The sequence below is a fragment of the Longimicrobium sp. genome, assembly GCA_036387335.1.
Lineage (GTDB): Bacteria > Gemmatimonadota > Gemmatimonadetes > Longimicrobiales > Longimicrobiaceae > Longimicrobium.
Genome location: DASVTZ010000048.1, coordinates 24,100 through 46,031, shown reverse-complemented (window position 1 = coordinate 46,031; position 21,932 = coordinate 24,100). Strand labels below are relative to the sequence as shown.

At 71.4% G+C, this 21,932-nt stretch carries 18 protein-coding genes; 14 read left to right on the top strand and 4 right to left on the bottom strand.

Features of this window, described 5'->3' with window-relative positions; translation table 11 throughout:
* Positions 1–161: 161 nt before the first annotated feature.
* Positions 162–929: a helix-turn-helix transcriptional regulator gene (locus VF647_04615; GenBank protein HEX8451357.1), complete on the top strand. Its 768-nt coding sequence runs from the start codon at positions 162–164 to the stop codon at positions 927–929.
* A gap of 42 nt (positions 930–971) precedes the next feature.
* Positions 972–1,361 carry a VOC family protein gene (locus VF647_04610; GenBank protein ID HEX8451356.1) on the top strand — a complete coding sequence of 130 codons (390 nt, stop codon included), beginning with the start codon at positions 972–974 and terminating at the stop codon, positions 1,359–1,361.
* A 103-nt stretch (positions 1,362–1,464) separates the two neighbouring features.
* Here VF647_04610 and VF647_04605 read toward each other — a convergent pair whose 3' ends face one another.
* Positions 1,465–1,929 carry a hypothetical protein gene (locus tag VF647_04605; protein HEX8451355.1) on the bottom strand — a complete coding sequence of 155 codons (465 nt, stop codon included), beginning with the start codon at positions 1,927–1,929 and terminating at the stop codon, positions 1,465–1,467.
* Positions 1,930–2,045: 116 nt separating this feature from the next.
* Complete coding sequence (locus tag VF647_04600; GenBank protein HEX8451354.1) at positions 2,046–2,822, bottom strand: alpha/beta fold hydrolase; 777 nt, start codon at positions 2,820–2,822, stop codon at positions 2,046–2,048.
* Positions 2,823–2,935: 113 nt separating this feature from the next.
* On the opposite strand from VF647_04600, the gene VF647_04595 reads away from it, so the two are divergent.
* The 6 genes from VF647_04595 to cphA all read left to right on the top strand — a co-directional run bounded on the left by VF647_04595 (position 2,936) and on the right by cphA (position 10,032).
* Positions 2,936–3,370, top strand: coding sequence for a hypothetical protein (locus tag VF647_04595; protein HEX8451353.1), 435 nt, complete (start codon positions 2,936–2,938; stop codon positions 3,368–3,370).
* A 61-nt stretch (positions 3,371–3,431) separates the two neighbouring features.
* Positions 3,432–4,871, top strand: coding sequence for a M20/M25/M40 family metallo-hydrolase (locus VF647_04590; protein HEX8451352.1), 1,440 nt, complete (start codon positions 3,432–3,434; stop codon positions 4,869–4,871).
* Positions 4,872–5,207: 336 nt separating this feature from the next.
* A complete protein-coding gene (locus VF647_04585) occupies positions 5,208–5,705 on the top strand; it encodes a hypothetical protein (GenBank protein HEX8451351.1) in 498 nt (165 codons plus the stop codon).
* Positions 5,706–5,860: 155 nt separating this feature from the next.
* Positions 5,861–6,166: a hypothetical protein gene (locus VF647_04580; GenBank protein ID HEX8451350.1), complete on the top strand. Its 306-nt coding sequence runs from the start codon at positions 5,861–5,863 to the stop codon at positions 6,164–6,166.
* Positions 6,167–6,188: 22 nt separating this feature from the next.
* Entirely contained in the window at positions 6,189–7,442 is a 1,254-nt protein-coding gene (locus VF647_04575; GenBank protein HEX8451349.1) for a M14 family zinc carboxypeptidase, read from the top strand.
* On the top strand, positions 7,432–10,032 hold the full coding sequence (gene cphA, locus VF647_04570) for a cyanophycin synthetase (protein ID HEX8451348.1): 2,601 nt from the start codon (positions 7,432–7,434) through the stop codon (positions 10,030–10,032). Before VF647_04575 ends, cphA begins: the two co-directional genes overlap by 11 nt.
* A gap of 301 nt (positions 10,033–10,333) precedes the next feature.
* Here the strand turns inward: cphA and rocF are convergent, their stop codons facing one another.
* Both rocF and glgX read right to left on the bottom strand, forming a co-directional pair.
* Entirely contained in the window at positions 10,334–11,242 is a 909-nt protein-coding gene (gene rocF, locus VF647_04565) for an arginase (GenBank protein ID HEX8451347.1), read from the bottom strand.
* A 357-nt stretch (positions 11,243–11,599) separates the two neighbouring features.
* On the bottom strand, positions 11,600–13,735 hold the full coding sequence (gene glgX / locus VF647_04560) for a glycogen debranching protein GlgX (protein ID HEX8451346.1): 2,136 nt from the start codon (positions 13,733–13,735) through the stop codon (positions 11,600–11,602).
* Between the two features lie 170 nt (positions 13,736–13,905).
* Here glgX and VF647_04555 point away from each other — a divergent pair, with 170 nt between their 5' ends.
* The 6 genes from VF647_04555 (at position 13,906) to VF647_04530 (ending at position 21,864) form a co-directional block, all read left to right on the top strand.
* Entirely contained in the window at positions 13,906–14,709 is an 804-nt protein-coding gene (locus VF647_04555) for a PAS domain-containing protein (GenBank protein ID HEX8451345.1), read from the top strand.
* A gap of 17 nt (positions 14,710–14,726) precedes the next feature.
* On the top strand, positions 14,727–15,905 hold the full coding sequence (locus tag VF647_04550) for a class I SAM-dependent methyltransferase (protein HEX8451344.1): 1,179 nt from the start codon (positions 14,727–14,729) through the stop codon (positions 15,903–15,905).
* A gap of 370 nt (positions 15,906–16,275) precedes the next feature.
* Positions 16,276–17,379, top strand: a complete 1,104-nt coding sequence (locus VF647_04545) for a nucleotidyltransferase family protein (protein HEX8451343.1) — start codon at positions 16,276–16,278, stop codon at positions 17,377–17,379.
* 211 nt (positions 17,380–17,590) lie between these two features.
* On the top strand, positions 17,591–19,069 hold the full coding sequence (locus VF647_04540; GenBank protein ID HEX8451342.1) for a glycosyltransferase family 9 protein: 1,479 nt from the start codon (positions 17,591–17,593) through the stop codon (positions 19,067–19,069).
* Positions 19,063–20,280 (top strand): cupin domain-containing protein, encoded by a 1,218-nt coding sequence (locus VF647_04535; protein HEX8451341.1) that lies wholly within the window; start codon positions 19,063–19,065, stop codon positions 20,278–20,280. The genes VF647_04540 and VF647_04535 overlap by 7 nt, the downstream gene beginning before the upstream one ends.
* A 75-nt stretch (positions 20,281–20,355) precedes the next feature.
* The gene (locus VF647_04530; GenBank protein HEX8451340.1) at positions 20,356–21,864 is read left to right on the top strand and encodes a radical SAM protein; all 1,509 of its coding nucleotides are present in this window, start codon (positions 20,356–20,358) and stop codon (positions 21,862–21,864) included.
* Positions 21,865–21,932 lie beyond the last annotated feature (68 nt).

Sequence of the window (21,932 nt, the reverse complement as noted above, 5' to 3'; positions counted from 1 at the left end):
CTACATCTCTCAACGGATGGCTCTTGCGTGGCGGTGCGGGGAAGGCGCCCGCGAGGTCGGTGCGGGCCTACCATTGTAACCGAAGCCGCTCCCCGGCCACAAGCACCCCGCCGCACGCCGTCCCCGTTGTCCACCGCGCGGGCTCACCTTATCGTCCCCCCATGACCGCGCCCCTGTACCTCGAACACGATCCACCGCCCGCCCTCGCCGCCCGCGTGGAGTGCCTGTGGACGCTGCGCTCGGACGGGCCGCTGCCCGCCCCCGCGCTCAACCGCGTGCTGCCGGACGGGTGCATCGACCTGATCTTCGACCTCGGCGATCGCCCGCGCGGCTATGCGGTGGGCGCCATGACGCGCGCGGTTCCCGTGCACGTGGCGGGGCGCGTGGAGATCGTGGGAGTGCGCTTCCGGCCGGGCGGCGCCGCGCTGGGCTTACCCGCGGGCGAGCTAACGGACCTGGACGCGGGTTTGGACGAGCTGGGGCTGGGCTCCCTGTGCGCGCCGGTGCTGGACGCTGGCTCCGCGCTCGCGGCCGTGCCGGTGCTGGAGGAGGTGCTCGCCGCGCGCTTCCGGGACGCGCCTGAGCCGATCGCTGCCGCGGCGTGGGCGCGCCTGCGCTCGACGGCCGGCGCGCTCCCCGTGCGCGAGCTGGCGGCGCAGCTCGGGGTGGGCGAGCGGCGGCTGCAGCGCATCTTCCACGATCACGTGGGGCTCACCCCCAAGCAGGCTGCGCGCGTGGCGCGGCTCAATGCAGCGATCGCGCTGATGGCGCGCGCGGAGCTTCCGTTGGGGCGCGTGGCGCTGCGGGCGGGCTACTACGACCAGGCGCACTTCAACCGCGAGTTCGCGCGGCTGGCCGGTGTGGCGCCGCACGTTTGGCGCGCCGAGCGTGTCGCATCCGTACAAGCGACCGCGGCGGGGGCGCCGTAAGGTAATGCGATCATCCCACTCACCTGAACCGAAACGACGCCTATGCCCACCATGAAGAAGCTGACCCCGATCCTCTACGTCGAGCGGATCGAGCCCGCGATCCCGTTCTGGGTCGACCGCCTGGGCTTCGAGCGAACCGCCGAGGTGCCCCATGAGGAGCATCTCGGCTTCCTGATCCTGGAAAAGGACGGCGTGGAGGTGATGTACCAGACGCGCGCCAGCGTCCAGGCCGATGCTCCCGCCGTCGCGGAAGGGCTGACGATGGAGGGCTCGCTCCTCTTCATCGAGGTGGACGACCTGGACGCGGTGGAGCGCGCGCTGCAAGGGGTGGAGCAGGTGGTGCCGCGGAGGAAGACGCCCTACGGCGCCGATGAGATCTTTGTGCGCGAGCCCGCGGGGAACCTGGTTGGCTTCGCGCAGTTCGGGAGCTGATGAAAGCCTCACACAGAGCCACAGAGGGGTACGGAAAGAACAGAGAAGGGGTTCTCTGTGCCCTTTCCGTTTCCTCCGCGTCTGTGTGTGAGGCTTTTCTGTACTACCGCCGCTTGTTGCGCCGCTCGAAGACGACTTCGTCCGCCACGATCATGTAGCGGATCATGCGCTCGTGCGCCTCGGGAAAGACTTCCTGGCGGTCGCGGAAGCGGTCGTTGCTGACGATGGAGGCATCCAACTCGCGGGCGAAGGCGAGGAGGAAGTAGTCCGCGTCGGTGCCGGCGGGGGCCTGGCGGATCTTGCCATCGCCCACCTGCTGCTCGTAGAGGGGCCGGTTGTCGATCTGGTGGCGGAGCGCCGCGTCCACCACCACGATCGGCCGGTATCCTTCTTCGATCAGCTTTTCGACCACGATGTCGATGTTCTGCAGCCGTGCCCGCTCGCCTTCGCCGGAATGGGCGACGTTGGAGCCGTCCACCAGCGCGATGGGCTTCTCTCCCGCATGGCGCGGCACGCGCTCCTCCGGCTGCTGCTCAGGTCCTTCCGGGTGCTCCTGCTGATCCGCCATCCGTCCTTTCGCCTTCGTTGTAACCCCCCGCGCCCGCCGATCGTGGACCGCATGTGATTGCACAGGCGGTGCCAGCCTCCCGGACGCCCCCTGAGTGGGATCGCGCAACCCTGGGATCACCCGTCCGTCCCCGTGCGCTTCGGGTCGTCGCACAGGCGATCGGCGAGCCAGGTGGCGGCGTAGGCGATGGCGTCGGGGGGGAGGATGTGGCCGGCGTTCCACCAGCGCAGCTCCTTGGGCTCCTGCGCGGCGGCGAAGAGGCGCTCCGCCTGGTCCGGGCGGATGGTGCGGTCGCCGCGGCCGTGCACCATCAGCAAAGGGCGGCCGTCCAGCTTGCGGATGGCGCGCAGCGGGTCCGCGACGGTGCGCGCGACGGCGGCGAACGGCGTGCCGGACGGGAGGTCGCCGCCGGCCGCGAGGACCAGGGCTTGGACGGAGGGATCCTGCGCCGCCAGCAGCACCGCCAGAAAGGAGCCCAGCGAGTATCCCGCCACCGCCAGCCGATTTCCGTCCACCTCGGGGCGGGCGGCCAGGTAGCGGAGCGAGAGGGAGCACTCGGAGACCGCCTGGCGCCAGATCTTCATCAGCGCCAGCGGGTTGCGGCTCGCCTGCGCCTGCACGGGGTCGTTGCGGGTGCCGTGCAGCGGGAGGTCGATGGAGAGCGAGGCGATCCCCCGCTTGAGGAGCGCGGCGCCCACGCCCTCGCTCATGTGCTCCTTGCGCGACGTGTAGCCGTGCAGGAGCAGCGCGGCCGGGGCGGGCGTGCGGTCGCGGGGCACCAGCAGGACCGCCGGCACCGGATCGCCCGTGGTGCGGAAGTCCACCACGATCCTCCGCCCGCCGCCCCACGGTCCCTCGGAGCGCGTTGTCTGATGGATCTGCTTCTTGAACATGCGCCCCGTTTTCGGCAAGAACGCTGCCGGGAGCGGGTCACCGCTTGTTGTGGGGGAGGCGCGCGGGTAAACTTGGCGGGGACACGTTCTTCCTTCACCCGATGGACATCAGAATGCGTTTCTTTGCGGGGTTCGCCCTCATCGTCCTCCTGGCCGCGTGCGGCGGAGAGGACTTCGATCCCGGCCAGTACGACGTCACCGGCCGCTGGACCGGGACCACGCTCGCGGACACGTCGCGCTACGACTTCGACCTCGATCTCACGCAGAGCGAGGAGGACATCTCCGGGAGCGGCACGGTGCGCGTGCGGGGGCAGACGGTGCAGGTGCGGGTGGACGGCGTCTTCGGCTTTCCCAACGTGGACCTGACGCTCAGCGCGCCCGGGTTCGTGCCGCTGACGTTCGATGCCGCGTTCCGGCGGGACACCATCGCGAAGGCCAGCGGGTCGACGCCGGCCGTGCTGCGCGAGAACCGCCACGCGATCCTGGGCTCGCTGACCACCTCCGCGCTGGAAGGCGTCCCGCTGCTGATCCAGCGCGACACGCTCTGACGCTGGACCCATCGGGGCCCCGCGGCGTACACATCCGCCACACCCCCAACGCGGAAGATCGATGCTGAAGAAGACCCTCGTGGCGGCCGGCCTCGCCGCCCTCCTCGCCGCGCCCGCCGCGGCGCAGTACGACGTCGCCGCCCCGGCGCCCGCCCGCTTCGACCGCGCGGCGACCGGGCGCGCGACGCTGGCGCACCTCCAGAACCTGATCCGCATCAACACCCAGAACCCTCCGGGGAACGAGGCGCTGACGGCGGCCTACTTCGACTCCGTCTTCCGCACCGTGCCCGGCGTGGAGACGCACGTGCTGAACGTGGCTCCGGGGCGCGCCAACTTCGTGGCCCGGCTCCGCGCGGGGCGCGCCACCAAGCGGCCCGTCGTCATCATGGGGCACATGGACGTGGTGGGCGCCGACAGCACCAAGTGGGAGACGAACGCCTTCGTCCCCACCATCCGCGGCGCGCACCTGTACGGCCGCGGCGCCATCGACGACAAGGGGATGCTCGCCGCCGCCCTCGTCGCCATGCAGGAGCTGGCGCGCGACCGCGGGCGGATGACGCGCGACGTCATCTTCCTGGCGACGGCGGCGGAGGAGGGCGGCCCACCGGTGGGGATCGACAGCGTGGTGGAGCATCACCGCGAGCTGCTGGGCAACGCCGAGTTCGCGCTCAACGAGGGCGGGCGCATCCGCGTGCGCGACGGCGCCATCCGCACCGTCAACATCCAGACGACCGAAAAGGTCTACTACAACGTCGTGGCCACGGCGACGGGAACGGGCGGGCACGGCTCCGTCCCGCTCCCCGGCAACGCGCTGGCGGCCCTCGCCCGCGCCGTGAACCGCGTGCACGAGTGGAAGCCGCCCGTGCGCCTCATCGAGACGACGCGCCTCTACTTCAACCGCCTCGCGGCCACGGAGCCGGACGCGGAGATGCGCGCGGCGATGCAGGCGCTGACGGCTCCCGGCGCCACGCAGGCGCAGATCGACGCGGCCGCCGCCACGCTGTCGCGCGAGCCGCTGCACAACGCGGTGCTCCGCGCGGGCGCGTCGCTGACGCTGCTGAACGGCGGCTTCCGCGCCAACGTGATCCCGTCCGAGGGGAAGGCGACCTTCAACGTGCGCATCATCCCCGGAGACGACATCCGCCAGATCGTGGCGGAGATGAACCGCGTGGGCGGCGAGCCCTCGGTGCGCTTCGAGCTGGAGGGCGACCCCCTCCCCGCGCCCGACCCCTCGCCCGTCTCCACCGACCTGTACCGCTCGATGGAGTCGGCCGCGCGCGCGATGGTGCCGAACGCGGTGGTGCTCCCCTTCATGTCCACCGGCGCCACGGATGGCGCCATCCTGCGCGGCGCGGGGATCCCCACCTACGGCATCCTCCCCATGCCGCTCGCCGACGAGGACGAGCTGCGCATGCACGGCGACAACGAGCGCGTGCCGGTGGCCGCGCTGGGGTGGGCGACGGAGTATCTGTACCGGGTGCTGAGCGGGGTGGTGCGGTAGGGGAGGGCCCCCACCCCCCGACCCCCTCCCCCGCAATGCGGGGGAGCGTGGGGGAGGGGGAGAACTGCGGGTCCGGGCCCGACATCGGCGGCGCGAGTCCGCGAAGGCGGACTTCCTGCTGTTGTTGCCGCGACTTCAGTCGCCGGGCCTTGCCAAGCACTGCCTTTCAGCCCGGTTCTTGCCCATTTCGAATCCCGACGCGCATGCGCCGGGATTCGTCGTTTGGGGCGATGTCGTTGCGGCGATTATGGTTGCGAGTCGCGGGGGTGCGGCGCGTGGGCGCGGGTCTGTCCTCCACGGCGGACGGTCACTTCTACCAACAAGGGACAGGGGAACATGAAGAAGGGAATCTTTGCGGGGCTGGTGATCGCGGCGGCGGCGCTGGCGGGGGCGGGGGGCGCGCAGGCGCAGAGCACGATTCCGATCTCCGTCGAGGGGCGCCTCGACCTGGGCGTTCCGGTCGGCGACGCGGCGGACGTGCTGGAGCCGGGGGTCGGGTTCGGGATCACGGGTGCGTTCCAGCTCACCCCGCTCTTCGGGCTGTACGGCGGGTGGAGCAGCTTCGAGTTCGACGTCGATGACCTGGACGACGAGCTCACGTCGGACGGCTTCGAGCTGGGCGGACGGGTGACGCTGGGAACCGGCGGCGGGATCTACAACCCGTACTTCCAGATCGGCGCGCTCTTTCAGGACGACGAGACGGGGATCGAGGCGGGCTTGGGCGGCTTCTACCCGGTCGGGCAGAACCTGTCGCTGACCCCGATGGTGCGCTACCGCAACATCGACGAGCTCGACTACGTGACGATCGGCGTGGGGCTCAACCTCCGCTTCTGAGCCGTCCAACCGAAAAGCGGTCTCACGCGGAGGCGCGGAGGCGCAGAGAGAACTTCGCGCCCTCTCCTCTGCGTCTCCGCGTCTCCGCGTGAGCCTGCAGTTAAAGAGGCCGGTCCCAGGAAGGGGCCGGCCTTTGGCGCTGATACGGACGGGGCATGCCCGGTGCGATTGCGAGCGGCGAAGCGCATCAAAAGGAGGATCTCGTGCTGCTGGACCATTCGCACCCGGACTGCACCGGAAGCTGGACGCTCCACGGCGAGGGCCGCGGCGCGTGCACGGTTGCGTGCGCCCGTTGCGGAGCCGCGTACCCTCGCAGCGCCTGGGCCGAGGACGCCGGCGAGCGCGAGCACGAGCTGGCGAGCCTCCTCGCCTTTCTGGAGCGGCGCGGACGCGCGATCCTCGCCGGGATCAGAGCGCCCGGCCCCTCCTCGCGCTGGACCAAGCTCCACGGCGAGCCCTGACCACCCCCAGCAGACGAGCCGGATGACGTTCGACGCAGAACGGGACCTTCTCCACGAAGCGTACGCCCTTCCCGCACTGACCCACCGCAAGTTCACGCACGCGGAGCTGTGGCAGATCCTCGGCACGCTGGTGGAGGAGGCCGGGTGCCTTTCGCGCGAGGAGATCGGGCGCTCGGCGGAGGACCGGCCGCTCTACGCGGTGCGCTTCGGAAGCGGGCCCCTGCGCGTCCTCCTCTTCAGCCAGATGCACGGCGACGAGCCGAGCCACACGATGGGCCTCGCCGACCTCCTCTGCTACTTCGCGCGCGAGCCGGACGACGAGCGGGTGCACCGCATCGCCGAGGGGCTGACGATCGCCGCCATCCCCATGCTGAACCCCGATGGCGCCGAGCGCTTCATCCGCACCAACGCGCAGGGGATCGACATCAACCGCGACGCCCGCGCCTGGCGCACCCCGGAGATGCAGGCGTTCAAGCGCTTCCACGACGACTTCCGCCCCGGCTTCGTCCTAACCCTGCACGACCAGGACGTGCGCAAGCGGGTGGGGAAGAAGGGCGCGATCACGGCGCTCGCCATGCTGGCCACGCCGGGCAATCCGGAGATGGAGGACGACGAGCGGCGCATCCGCGCGAAGCGGCTGTGCGGCGCCATCCGCCGCGCCGTGGAGCCGCTGGCGGAGGGACGCGTGGCGCGCTTCCAGGAAGAATACAACCCCACCGGCTCGGGCGAGTACACCCAGCGCTCCGGCGCCGCCTCTCTGCTGCTGGAGTGCGGCTACTGGCCGGGCGATCCGGAGAAGCAGTTCCTGCGCAAGCTCAGCTTCGTCGCCGTCCTGACCGCGCTGGAGGCGCTGGCGGACGGGAGCTACGAGCAGGTGCCGGTGGAGGAGTACGAGACGCTGGAGGAGAACGACACCCACGTCTTCGACCTGCTCGTGCGCGGCGGGAGCGTGGTGGTGCCGGGGCTGGAGCCCTTTCGCGCGGACGTCGGCGCTAACTTCGCCACGCCGCTCGACCTCGAAGGCGGCGCCACCGCGTCGGTCGGCGACCTGGCGGACTACACGGCCCGGGTGGTGGTGGAGGCGGATGGATGCTTCGTCCACCCCGAGCCCGAGGCGATGGAGCGGGACGACGCGGGGCGCACGTCGCTGGAGGAGGGGCTCCCCGCATCGTACACCGTGCGCCGCGGCGCGGACCCGGGAAGCGACGAGGTCGCGGTGATCCGCGAGGGCGTGCTGCGCGGCGCGGACGAGCGGGAGCCCGCCGATGCCGTCTGATCCGCGCGACCTGGCGGACGGGCTCCGGCTGCGCGGCGTCGGGGCCCTGCGCGGCCGCAGCCTGTGGTCGCCCGGCCCCGCCGCCGTCGCCGAGGTGGAGGAGGGCGAGCTCGTCGGGACGACGTGCGCGGCGGTGGAGGGCTTCGCGGAGCGGCTGCGCACCGTTCTCCCCTCCGTAGAGGCGGGCGATGGATCGACTTGGCCCGAGGTGATCGCGCGCGTGGCGTCGGTGCTCCAGGCGCAGGCCGGCTCGCCGCCTGCCTTCTGCCGCATCGCCCCCGCCGCCGGCGACGACCCCGCCGTGCTGGCGTTGGGCTTCGACGAAGAGGATCTCGGCATCGAAGCCCTGCGCGAAGCCGCCGCCGTGGTGCGCGAGTGCATCCGCGGCGAGAGCGTGAGAGTGGACAAAGTGGTCAAAGAGCTGCGCGGCGTGTACGCGCGCTCGCACCCCGGCCCCACCGGCTCGGTGCTGATCGCGGAAGCGCGCCGCCGCGGCATCCCGGTGCGTCGGACGCCCGGCGACCGCGTGGTGCAGCTCGGCCTTGGGCGCAACCTGCGGCGGCTGGACGCGGCGATGACGGACTTCACCAGCGTCATCGCCACCGACATCACCTCGGACAAGCACCGCACCAAGGAGATCCTGGAGCGCATTGGCCTCGCCGTCCCTGAGGGCGAGGTGGTCACCTCGCTGGACGACGCGGTCGAGCTGGCGGAGGACCTCGGCTATCCCGTCCTCCTCAAGCCGCTGGACGCGAACGACGGCCGCGGCATCTCGGGTCGGCTGGACACGGAGGCCGCCGTGCGCGCCGCGTGGACCATCGTCGTGGCCGAGCATCCGCGGGTGATCGTGGAGCGCTTCGTCACCGGGCGCGACCACCGCGTCGTGGTGGTGGACGGGCGGGTGGTCGCCGTCTCGGAGCGCGTCCCCGCACACGTCGTCGGGGATGGGACGCGCAGCATCCGCGAGCTGGCGGAGGAGGAGAACCGCAACCCCAAGCGCGACCCGCACGATCCCGCATCGCCCCTCGTCCCGCTCCCGCTGGACGACCTCACGGAGCGCTTCCTGGCGCGCACCGGCCGCACGCTGGACTCCGTTCCGGAAGCGGGGGAGCAGGTGCAGTTGCGCGGGACGGCGAACATCTCCACCGGCGGCACCTCCATCGACCGCACCGACGAGATCCACCCCCGCAACCGCGCCCTGTGCGAGTTCGCGGCGGCGGCGGTGGGGCTGGACATCGCTGGCGTGGACGTGCTGACGGACGACGTGGGCGTCCCCTTCGACGAGAACTGCGCGGCGATCATCGAGGTCAACGCGTCGCCCGGCATCCGGATGCACACCGACCCGGACGTGGGCACGCCGCGCGACGTTCCCGGCGCCATCCTGGACATGCTCTACCCGCCGGGCAGCGAGACGCGCATCCCGGTGATCGCCGTCACGGGGACGAACGGGAAGACGACGACAACGCGCCTGATCGCGCACCTCTTCCGGCACACGGGGCGGCGGGTCGGCTTCACCACCACGGACGGCGTCTACTACCAGGACGTCTTGCTGATGGAGGGCGACCTCACGGGCCCCTTTGCCGCCAACGTGGTGCTCTCCGATCCGCGCGTCGACGTGGCGGTGCTGGAGACGGCGCGCGGCGGCATCCTGAAGTCGGGGTTGGGCTTCGAGAGCTGCGACGTGGGCGTGGTGCTCAACGTGTCGGCCGACCACATGGGCCAGCGCGGCATCCACACGCTGGAGCAGCTCGCGGAGGTGAAGGCGGTGATCGCCGCCGCCGTCGCCCCCGGCGGCCACGCCGTGCTCAACGCGGACGATCCGCTCGTCCTCGCCATGCGCTCCCGCACCCGCGGCGACGTGGTGCTAATCTCGATCAAAGGTGAGGAGAACCCCGCCGTGGCCGAGCACCTGGCATCCGGCGGCGCGGCCGTCACCGTCGAGCCGGAGGATGGGGGGGAGAGCATCGTGCTGCGCCTGGGCTCGGAGCGGCTCCCGGTGGTCGCGGTCGCGGACGTGCCGCTGACGATGGGCGGCGCCGCGCGCTTCCAGCTCGAGAACATCCTGGCGGCGACTGCGGTGGCGCACGCGCAGGCCGTCCCGCCCGTCAACATCGCGGAAGCGCTGCGCACCTTCGTCCCCTCGCGCGCCGCGACGCCGGGGCGGCTGAACGTGCTGCCGGTGCGCGGCGGCAAGGTGGTGGTGGACTACGCGCACAACCCGGCCGGCGTGCGCGGCCTGATCGACTTCGTGGTGCGCATGGATGCGCGGCGGCGGATCGGCGTCCTGAGCATCGCCGGCGATCGGCGCGACGAGGACATGCGCGAGATCGGCTCCATCTTCGCCGCCCTGGACCACGTCGTCCTCAAGGAAAACGAGGCCTACCGCCGCGGACGCCCCGTCGGCGACGCGATGCGCATCCTGGCCGAAGGGCTTGAATCCGGCGGCCTCCCCCCCGAGCGCTACGAAACGGTGCTCGACGAGACCGAGGCCATCTCCCACGCGCTGCGCATGATCGGCGACGGCGACGTGGTGGTGATCCTGGCCGCGGAGCCGGAAAAGGTGCTGGAGCAGGTGGAGGGGTTTGGGTGAGGAGGGCGGAGGGCCCTCACCCCCGTCTCGTTACACTCGACTGCCCCCTCTCCCGATAACAGGAGAGGGCTGCGCCCTCGCTGTTATCGAGAGAGGGGGCTATGGAACGCACGGGTCTTGTAGGGGCGCGATTTATCGCGCCCGTGCCCGACTTCGCACCACCGCCTGCCCCAGCACCCCGAATTCGTAGGGGCAGCCCCACGTGGCTGCCCGTGCCCGCCCGCACGCCGACCCCCGCCTTCCCGCGCCCGCTCCTCCGCCGTTCCGCACTAACGCACTCACGCACTAACGCACTTCCCCCCTACACCGTCCCCCAAACCCGCTTCCCCAGCGCCGACAACGCCAGCTCCACCGCCAGGTCCGCGGTGGCGTTGCTGCGGTCGAGGATGGGGTTGACCTCCACCAGGTCCAGGCCCACGATGCGGCCCGTCTCGGCCAGCATCTCGGCGGCGAGGTGGGCTTCGCGGTAGGTGAGGCCGCCCGGGACCGGGGTGCCCACGCCGGGGGCGTACATCGGGTCGATCACGTCCAGGTCCAGGCTCACGTAGATGCCGTCCGTGCCCAGGGACGCGCTGTCGATGGCGCGGCGTATGACCTCGCCGATGCCGTAGCGGTCGACGGCCTCCATGGAGTACACGGCGATCCCGGCCTCGCGCATCAGGTCGCGCTCGGTGGTGTCCAGGTCGCGCGCGCCCACGACGGCCACGTTCTTGGGGAGGATCTTGGGCGTGGTGTCGGCGGTGCCGCCCAGCGTCACCAGGTGCTCGTGCCCGATCCCGCAGAGCGCCGCCAGCGGCATTCCGTGGATGTTGCCGGTGGGCGTGGTCTCGTGCGTGTTGAAGTCGCCGTGCGCGTCCAGCCAGATCAGCCCCAGGTTCCGCCCGCGCGTCGCGCCGGACACGCTCCCCAGCGAGATGGCGTGGTCGCCGCCCAGCACCAGCGTCACCGATTCCTGGCGCGTGCTCTCCGCCACCTGATCCGCCAGCCGCTGGCAGACGGAGAGGATCGGCTCCAGGTACTTGAGCTTGGGGTCGCCCGTCTGCAGCGTCTCGCTGGGCGGCACCCCGATGTTGCCGCGGTCCGTAACCGTGTGCCCCAGCGCCTCCAGCCGCTCCTGCAGCCCCGCGTATCGAATTGCGCTCGGCCCCATGTCCACCCCACGGCGCCCCGAACCGAAATCCATCAGGGCGCCTACGATCTCCAGATTCATTGCTCCTCGCGTGATTTTGCGTTGCCCTCGCCCGCGCCGGAAATGTGGCGGGTCGCTACGCAGAGCGCCATTGGGGACAGCGGCGGAACGGTGGAACAGCGGGCACGGCGCGCGTAGTCGGGATTGCGGGGCGAGAAGGGAGGGCAGACACGCAGGTCTGCCCCTACCGGGTGGCGGTTTGCGGCGGCGGGCGTTGGCGTGGCGGCAGGCACGGGCGCGATGAATCGCGCCCCTACCTACCGAATCTGCGCATGGCGGACAGGTGTTCTCCCCCTCACCCGCCCTGCGCCCCCGCAGGCGGGGGAGGGGGCCGGGGGGTGGGGGCCGCAGCGAGGAACGAGCGGGGGTGAGGGCCCCCTACCGCTCCTCCAGCCTCCGCAGCACCATCATCGACCGGCCGGGCATCTCCAGCGACGACTGGGGGGCCTGCTTGCGGGGCTCCTGCTCCGCGGCGGGGCGGCTGGTGTCGACCATCACCTCCCAGTTCGCGGGGGTGGGGGTGCCCGGAAGGGTGAAGGCGGCCGGCTCCGGTGCGCCGTTGAAGAGAAGGAGGAAGGTGTCGTCCACCACCCGCTCGCCCTGCTCGTCCCACTCCATCATCGCGTCGCCGCCCAGCAGGATGGCGAACGCGCGCACGTCGCTGTTCCACTCCTCGTCCGTCATCTCCTCGCCGTCCGGGCGCAGCCAGCGGATGTCCTCCAGCTCCGATCCGCGGATCTTGCGGCCCTGGAAGAAGTGGCGGCGCCGGAACACCGGGTGCTCGCGGCGCAGGGTCGCCACGCGGCGCGTGAACTCCAGCAGGTCCTGGTTGTTCTCGTCCAGGTCCCAGTGCAGCCAGGAGATCTCGTTGTCCTGGCAGTAGGCGTTGTTGTTGCCGTTCTGGGTGCGCCCCATCTCGTCGCCGCCGCAGATCATCGGGACGCCCTGCGACAGGAGGAGCGTCGCCAGGAAGTTGCGCTTCTGCTTCTCGCGCTCGGCCAGGATCGCCGGGTCGTCGGTGGGCCCTTCCGCGCCGAAGTTGTAGGAGATGTTGTGGTCGTGGCCGTCGCGGTTCTCCTCGCCGTTGGCCTCGTTGTGCTTCTCGTTGTACGACACCAGGTCGTGCAGCGTGAAGCCGTCGTGCGCGGTGATGAAGTTGATGCTCGCGTACGCCTTGCGCCCGTCGTCGCCGTACAGGTCGCTGGAGCCGGTGAGGCGGTACGCCATCTCGTTGATGGTGCCCGGCTCGCTGCGCCAGAAGGTGCGCACGTCGTCGCGGTACTTGCCGTTCCACTCCGTCCACAGCACGGGGAAGTTCCCCACCTGGTAGCCGCCCTCGCCGATGTCCCACGGCTCCGCGATCAGCTTCACCTCGCTGAGCACCGGGTCCTGGTGGATCACGTCGAAGAACGACGACAGCCGGTCCACCGCGTGCTCCTCGCGCGCCAGCGTGGACGCCAGGTCGAACCGGAAGCCGTCCACGTGCATCTCCTGCACCCAGTAGCGCAGCGAGTCGTTGATCAGCTTGATGACCTGCGGGTGGCGCGCGTTCAGCGAGTTGCCCGTCCCCGTGTAGTCCATGTAGAAGCGGGGATCGTCCTTCATCAGCCGGTAGTACGTGGGGTTGTCGATTCCCTTGAACGACAGCGTCGGCCCCAGGTGGTTCCCCTCGGCGGTGTGGTTGTACACCACGTCCAGGATCAGCTCGATGCCGGCCGCGTGCAGCGCCCGCACCATCTCCTTGAACTCGTTCACCTGCCCGCCGCGGTCGCCGCTCCCGGAGTAGCGCGCGTCCGGCGAGAAGAAGTTGAGGGTGCTGTACCCCCAGTAGTTGGTCAGCCCCTTGTCGATCAGGTAGCCGTCGTCCACGAAGTCGTGGATGGGGAGCAGCTCCAGCGCCGTGACGCCGATGGACTTGAGGTGCTCCACGACGGCCGGGTGCGCCACGCCCGCGTAGGTGCCGCGCAGCTCCTCAGGCACGTCAGGATGCAGGGCGGTGAGTCCCTTGACGTGCGCCTCGTAGATGACCGTGCGGTGCCACGGGGTGCGGGGCCGCCGGTCGCCCTTCCAGTCGAACGCCGGGTCCACCACGATGCCGCGCGGCATCTGCGCGGAGCTGTCGCGCTCGTCGCGCGCCATGTCCTCGGCGGGGTCGCCCAGGGGGTAGCCGAAGACCTCCGGGGCCCAGTCCACCTTGCCGGCGACGGCGCGGGTGTAGGGATCGAGGACGAGCTTGTGCGGGTTGAAGCGCAGCCCCTGCGCCGGCTCGTACGGCCCCTCCACGCGGAAGGCGTACGGCTGCCCCGGCTTCAGCCCCGGGATGTAGCCGTGCCACACGTGCGCCGTGGTGTCGCGCAGGCGAACGCGCGCCGTCTCCACGTTGTGGTCGGCCGGGTCGTACAGGCAGACCTCCACGTCCGTCGCGTTCTCGGAGAAGAGGGCGAAGTTGACTCCCTCGCCGTCCCACGTAGCGCCCAAAGGGGAGCGGCTCCCCGGCAATACCTTGATGTCCACTGGTTCACTCCGTTGATCGATTTCGGTCCCGCCGATGCCGGACGCCGGGGTGATGGCAAGTCGGGGGCCGGACCGGCGACACCCTCCGCGCGGGGGGCCCGCCCTTGCCCCCGGTGCCCCGCGGGGCCAACTTCGCGTCTCGTTGCGGGCCACGAAGTCAAAGGGACGAGATGAAGATCGAGGACGCGCTCGAGCACGTGTCGGATGGCGTGGTCGGGTTGGACGCTGAGTTCCGCGTAGCGTACGCCAACGGGCGCGCCGAGCTCCTGCTGGGGAAGCGGTGCGCGGACCTGGTGGGGCAGGGGTGGTGGGAGATCTTTCCCTACTTGGTGGGCTCGCCGGCCGAGCGGGACCTGCGCGCGGTGGCCACGGGGCGGCTGGCCCGGCACTTCAAGGTCTTCCACCCGCCGCGCTACGCCTGGCACGAGGTGACGGCCATCCCCTCCGGCGACGGCATCCTCCTGGTGATGCGCGACGTCACCGACGTGACCCGCGCACGGCAGCAGGAGACGGTGCGCGAAGCGGTGCGCGAGGTGATCGACCTGGCGCCCGTGGCCATCAGCGTCATTCGCGGCCCCGACCACCGCGTGGAGATCGTGAACCAGTTCGCGCGGCAGCTGCTGGGTGGACGGGACCTGGAGGGGAAGACGGTCCGCTCGGTGCTCCCGGAACTGGAGGGTCAGGGGCTGTTCGAGATCCTGGACGGCGTGTACACCTCCGGCGAGCCGTTCCAGGGCAGCGAGGTCCCCATCGCCTTCGACCGCAACGGCGACGGAACCCTGCACCACGGGTTCTTCAACTTCAGCTACCAGCCCCTCTTCTCGGTGGACGGCCGGGTGAACGGCGTGCTGAGCGTGAGCGTGGAAGTGACCGATCTGGTGCTGGAGCGCTCGCGCCTGGAGCAGCGCGCCGCCGAGCAGGAGGCGGTGCTGTCCCGGCTCGGCGGCGGGTCGGACAGGAAGCAGCCGGCCTGACGCACGAGGCGACTCCGATGGACGATCCGACCGGGTGGATCGGCGCGCTGCTGGCGCCCGCCGGGCAGGAGCTCATGGCGGAGCTCGCCGCGGAGCCGCTGACGGCAGCCAACGAGATCCGCCTCATCATGCGTCTGCGCGACAAGCATCCGCCGGAGCTCGTCCAGGCCGCGGTGGGGCAGGCGAAGCTCCGCGCCCGCGCCCGCGCGAAGTTCACCCACGCGGACCGGATGTACTTCACCGCGCCCGCGCTGGAGCAGGCCTCCACCGAGCGGATGGCGCGCAACCACGCGCGCCGCTACGCAGGCTTCGACCGCATGGCCGACCTGTGCAGCGGCATCGGGGGCGACCTGATCGCGCTGGCGGAGGGGCGCTCGGTGCTGGCCGCCGACCTGGACCCGGTGCACAGCCGGCTGGCGTGCATAAACGCGGAGGCCAACGGCGTGGGCGCGTCGGTGGAGTGCGTCTGCGCCGACGTGCGCGACCTCTCGCTGGATGGCATCCCCGCCGCCTTCGTGGACCCCGCCCGCCGCGCCGGCGGACGCCGCTTCCAGACGGGGAGCGGCGAGCCGTCGCTGGAATGGTGCTTCGACCTCGCCGCCCGCGGCACGGCGCTCGGCATCAAGGCCGCGCCCGGACTTCCGCTGGAGCTGGCGCCGGACGGCTGGGAAGTGGAGTTCGTGTCCGAGGGCGGCGAGCTCAAGGAGTCCGTCCTCTGGTCGCCCGCCCTGTCCACGGTGGCCCGCCGCGCCACCCTCCTCCCCTCCGGCGACACGCTGGTGCCGGAAGATGGCCCCGCCGTCGAAGTCCGCCTGCCCGGCGACTACCTGATCGACCCCGACCCCGCCGTAACCCGCTCCGGCACGGTGGAAGAGCTGGCGCGCTCGCTGGACTGCTGGAAGATCGACGAGCAGATCGCCTTCCTCTCCTGCGACCGCGACGTGCGCACCCCGTTCGGGCGCACGCTGCGGGTGGAGGCGTCGCTCCCCTGGAACCTCAAGCAGCTCCGCCACGTGCTGCGCGAGGCGGGCATCGGCGTGGTGGACATCCGCAAGCGCGGCTCGGCGGTGGACGTGGACGAGATCCAGCGCAAGCTGAAGCTCACCGGCGCCCGCGCCGCCACCGTCGTCCTCACCCGTGTCTCCGACCGCCCCTGGATGCTCGTCTGCACTGACCCGCCGGCGGATCAGGCCTGAAGCGACGCCAGCGCCATCTCCCCCTCCATCCCCCACTCCACACCGTCCGGCTTCAGCAATAGCGTGCCGAACTCGTCCGCGTCGTAGGGGCGCATCGGGCGGGGTGGGAAGGCGTGGCGGGGCGGGCGTGCGGCGCGCGCACGCTCGTTCCACAAAGGACGGTCGACCCCGTGTCGAGCGTCGGATTCCGTGCGCCCCGCGGCCAACGTAGGGCGTTCGTTCGGTGCCCCACGCCGTTCGAACGGTGGCTTGCGACACACCCCTCCTCCCGACGATCAATGAGTGTAGCCCCGCCCCAGTTCTTGCTCCCGCCCCCCTCCGCCCGCGCGGCTGGGATGCGTGACCCGGCCACCGAAACAGAGGTATCCCCATGGCGCAGATCCCGTTGCTGGCCGAGCCGGTGGACGCGGACGTGGCGGGCGGCACTCCCCGCGACCTGCTGGCCGCCTGCCTGTCGCTGCGAGCCGGTGAGCCCCTCGTGGAGCGGCTCGCCGCGCTGACCGCCGCCGAATGGGAGGTGCTGGTGGCGCGGGCGCTCCGTCACGAAGTGGCCCCGCTGGTGGGCGCGCGGCTCGCCGACGAGCCGGGGCTGGCGGTGCCCCCCGCCGCCGCCCGGGCGATGGAGGAGGCGTACGCGGCCACCTCGAGCTCGAACGCGCGGATGTACCGGGGGCTGGCCGAAGTGGCCCGCGAGCTGGGCGGGGCGGGAATCCCCGCGGTGGTGCTCAAGGGGGCGTACCTGGCGCGCGGCGTGTACGGCGACCCCGCCTTCCGCTGCATGGAGGACGTGGACCTGCTGGTGCCGCGCCCGGACATCGAGCGCGCGTACCGCGTCCTGCTGGAGCTGGGCTACCGTCCGGAGAACCACCCCCATCTGGAGCCGGTGTACGCGTGCAACCACCACCTCGTTCCCATGCAGAAGGAGGGGGAGCTCGAGGTGGAGCTGCACTGGTCGATCGACGCGGTGGGGCACCCGCGCGGGGGCGGACCGCCGGCGAGCCCCTTCACCCTGCGCATGGACGACCTGTGGGCGCGGGTGCGGCCGGCCGGCTTCCACGACGCGGAGCTGCTGGCGTTCTCGCCCGAAGACCTCCTCCTCCACCTGTGCCTGCACGCCTCCTTTCACCACGGCTTCAACATCACCGTCCAGAAGCTGTGCGACATCGCCTGGGCCGCGCGCGCGGAGCCGCGGGTGGACTGGGAGCGGGTGGAGGCGACGGCGCGCGCCTGGAACGCGGCCAAGCTGGTGGCGGTGACGCTGCGGCTGACGCGCGAGATCCTTCACGCGCCCATCCCGGCGGGGCTGCTGCCGGAGGTGGAGTGGAGGCCTGCCGACGAGCGCATCCTTCCCGTTATCCGCGAGTACGTGTTGCGCGCGCCCCGCCGCGACACCGACGAGCGCGCGCGCAGGCGGCGGGTCATCAACCCCTGGCTGGGGGGAGTCACGGGCATGCTGGGAAGGGGCGCGGAGTAGACGCGCCGCCGCCCGCATGGCCCGGAGCGCGACGTTTGTTCGGCGCCCGTTTCCGTTCGAACGGTATCTTGAAGAACGTTTTTTCGGATCTATCTTGCTCAGTAGGGATGTCGTGCCAGGGCCGCGTGCCTGGGGCGCACCCCCGCCGGGCACGCCCTTCACGACCGATCTTCGGTCCCCCGTCCCGGTCTCCGCACCGCCAGGAAGCAGGATGAACGCTCGCCCCGCCGGCACAGCAGACACGCTCGAACGGGGTGCGAGGCGTTCCGCGGGCGTCCTCCCCCCGGACGCCCGTTCGGCGACGCTCTTCTACGTCACCGAGCCGCTGGACGTGCGGGTGCGCTACTACGGCCGCGGGTCGGACGTCTCCGTGTACTCCATCCACCCCGCGGGAGAGGCGCCCCCCGCCGCCCCCGGCGAGCTCGCCCTCCGCCTGGAGGCCCCGCGCGACGGGCGCCTCACCGGGCGCGACGTGCACCTGGCCAACTCGCCCGTCTTCTTCGGCGCGCTCAACGAGTACGCCAGGCGCGCGCGGGCGCGCGGATGCCCGGACGTGCTCAAGGTGCTCTCCGCCGGGGCGCAGGCCAAGCTGCTGGCGCAGCGCGGGATGCCGGCACGCGTGGGACGCCTGGGAGCCACCGGCGAGTTCGCGCCGCTGGCGAGCGCGCTGGAGCTGCTCCAGGGGCGGCGCGCGGTGCGGGTGGCCGTCGTCAACATCCTCCACCTGGCCTTCGGCGACACACTGCTGGGCCTTTGCGCCCTCCGCGAGCTGCGCGCCACCCTGGAAGCGCGCTTCGACGAGGTCACGCTTGACCTGGTGCAGCACCGATGTAACGCCGAGGCGGAAGCGCTCTTCCGCCGCTCCGGCCTGATCGACGGAATCCACTTTCTTCCCGCACCCGTGCAGCTCCTCACGGGCTACGACGCGTACCTGGATCTCACGGGGGAGCGCGTAACGGCCGATGCGCACTGGGTAGACATCTGCATGGACGCCTGCGGGCTCGACCCCCGCGCCGTCCCCGCGTCGCGCAAGCGGATGTCGTTCCCCCCGTCGCCGGCCGTCGCGGCGGAGCTGGCGAACGGGCTCGCGGCGGACGGCGGCGGCGCGCCGGTGCTCCTCTTCCACCCGCAGAGCTCCACCCCCATCCGCACCTTTCCGGCGGAGCGGGCCGCCCGCTTCGTCCACGAGCTGCTGGAGCTCACCGGGTGGCGCGTGGCGAGCGCGGTGCCGCTGGCGGTGGACCATCCCCGCTTCCTGGACTGGTCGGCGCACTCGCGCACCTTCGACCACTTCGCGCACCTGGTGGCGCGGGCGGACATGGTGGTGAGCACCGACACGTGCGCCTACCACCTGGCCGACGCCTTCGACGTGCCGGCCGTGGTCCTCTTCACCTCCATGACGCCCGAGAGCCGCACCGCGTACTACCCGTACGTGGAGGGGATCGCGCTTCAGCCTGAGGACAACCCGCTGCTGGGGCGGGGCGTGAGCGACCACCCGGCCCACGTGGCCTTCGCCGAGGCGCTGTGGGACCGCCTGGACGCGCGGCGCGTGGTGGCCGCGGTGGAGGCGATGGTGGCCCGGCGGCGCGCCGCGCGCGGCGAGGGCGACACGGGGCCGCCGCGGCGCCGGCGCCCCACCGTACGCCCCCGTCGCGCAGAGCCCCCGCTACCTGGAACCATCGCATGCTGATCGACCGCCTCTTCGCGCCCCACACCGTGGACGAGTTCATCCGCGATTCCTGGGGCAAGCGCTTCGAGCACGTCCCGGGCTGGCCGGGGAAGTTCGCCGACCTCCTTCCGTGGGACGCGCTCAACCGCATCCTGGCGGAGCACAGCTTCGACGCGCAGCGGCTGCGGCTGGTGACCGACGGCAAGCCGGTGGCGCGGACGGCGTACGTGCAGGAGCAGCCCTTTCCGCGGGTGGTGCCGTCCGCGCTCACGCGGCACCTGCGCGAGGGGGCCACGCTCAACATCAACCGCATCGACCAGATGTACGCCCCCATCGGGGAGCTGGCCGAGGCCATCTCGCGCGCCTTCCGCGAGCCCGTGACCGTCAACATGTACGCCGGGTGGCGCTCCACCAAGGGGTTCGACCTGCACTGGGACGAGCACGACGTGTTCGTGCTACAGGTGGCGGGGCGCAAGCACTGGCGCGTCTACGGCGACAACCGGCCCTACCCCATCTCGCACGCGCTGGACGGGTCGTACCCGCCGCCCGAAGAGGTGGTGTGGGACGGCATCCTGGGCGAGGGGGAGCTGCTGTACATCCCCCGCGGGTGGTGGCACGTGGCGGTGCCCATGGAGGAGCCGTCGCTGCACCTCACCTTCGGCGTGGACGTCCACAACGGGCGCCACCTCCTCCTCTGGATGGTGGACCAGCTCTGCGCCGCGTCGGCCGTCACGCGCAAGGACCTGCCGCGCTTCGCCACGGCGGCGGCGCGCGCGGAGCACGTGGAGCTGCTGCGCCAGGACCTGCTGGCGCAGCTGACTCCCGACCTGGTGGACCGCTTCTACGCGCACCTGGAGAGCCGCGCGCGGCCGCAGCAGACGGCCGGGCTCCCGTGGAGCGCCATGGCGGAGGGGCTCCCCCCCACCGACGACTTCCTGGTGCAGCTCCCCGCCGCGCGCGACGCCACCCTCACCGAGACCCCCGACGGCCGGGTGCAACTGGTGGCCGCGGGCAAGCGGCTGCGGCTCGCCCCCTCCGCGCGGCCCATCGTGGAGCCGCTCCTCCAGGGCCAGCCGGTGAGCATCGCCCGGGTGGTGGCGGAAGCGGCCGGCCAGGTGGACCGCGACACAGTACGCAGCCTGCTGGGCAAGCTGGTGGGGCAGGGGCTGGTGGTGGTGGCCGGACCCGCCCCCGCCGCTCCGCGCGCCGAGGCGCCGCTGCTGGTGAGCTGAACCCGAGTGAAAAGACACGGCGGAGCGCCGCTCCGCCCTCACCCTCTCTTGACCACCCACGCAGCGGAGACCGCCATGCTTCGGACGAGCAGCTACACCATCTACGTGGACATCCCGGAAGACGCCGGCGAAATGCTCCTGGTGCATGGCTACACGGGCGCCTACGACAAGGTCTCGCGCACGGTGGGCGACTACCTCCGCTCGCAGGAGCGGGGGCCCGCGCACAAGCCGCTGCACGGCGAGTGGAAGTCGGACCCGGCGGCGGAGCGCCCGGTGAGCACGTACGCGCCGTCGGACCGCACCGTGGAGCTGCTGAAGCAGCGCGGCTACATGACGGTGATGGACTTCGAGGAAGAGGAGGGCTTCTTCGCGCGCACGGCCAAGAAGCGGCACCAGCGCGCCCTGCAGCAGGGCACGTCGTACATCTTCATGCCCACCTACAACTGCAACCTGCGCTGCCCGTACTGCTTCCAGGACCACATGCGCACGGACCCGCAGTACGCGCGCCTCCTCAACGTCATCACCCCGGAGATGGTGGACCGCATCTTCGCCGCCATGCCCACCCTGGAGGCGGAGCACGGCTGGGAAGAGGGCGTGGAGTTCACGCGCAACATCGGCTTCTACGGCGGCGAGCCCTTTCTGGCCGTCAACCGGCCGATCATCGAGTACATCATCAAGGGCGCGCGCGACATGGGCCCGGTGCGCTTCTGGGCGGTGAGCAACGCCACCGAGCTGGAGGCCTACGAGGACCTGCTGGGGCCGGAGGGGATCGCCTCGGTGCAGATCACGCTCGACGGCCCGCCGGAGGAGCACAACAAGCGCCGCATCCACGCGGACGGCAGCGGCTCGTTCGACCAGATCGCGCGCAACATCGACCTGTGCCTGGACCGGGGCGCCATCGTCTCCGTGCGCATGAACCTGGACAAGACCAACATCCTGCACGTGCCGCGGCTGGCCGAGGAGATCGTGGCGCGCGGGTGGGACCGGCGGCGCGGCTTCTCGGTGTACACCGCGCGCGTGGTGCACGGCAACGCCAACGCCAAGTTCCAGACCGGCTTCGCCACCACCTGGGAGCTGGACGAGACCATCGACGACCTGCGCATCGCCTTCCCGGACATGCGCGTGATCGGCCGGCCTGACGACGGGCTGCAGGCCCGCGCCCGCCGCCTGTTCGAAGACCGCGCGCACGGACTTCCGCACCTCAAGAGCAGCTTCTGCGGCGCGCACACGGGGATGTACATCTTCGACCAGTTCGGGGACATCTACGCGTGCTGGGAGCGCACGGGCGACGAGAAGGTGCGCATCGGCCGCGTGCTGGACGACGGCGGGGTGGAGATGAACGCGGGGCTCACCAAGATGTGGCGCAGCCGCACCCCCGCCAGCAACCCCACCTGCCGCAAGTGCCGCTACGCCCTGCACTGCGGCGGGGGGTGCGCGGTGCTGGCCGAGGGGCAGAACGGGAAGTTCTACTCCAACTACTGCGACGGCTACGGCGACCGCTTCCGCCACTCGGTGGCGCAGGCGTACCTGGACCACGTGGCCGGCGCCGCCATCGTGGAGGACACGCGCGTCTGCGACCTGTAGACCGCCCTCCGCACCCGGGAGCAGCAGCCCGGGTTCCATTCGAGATACGTCCGTGAACGAGCCCGGAC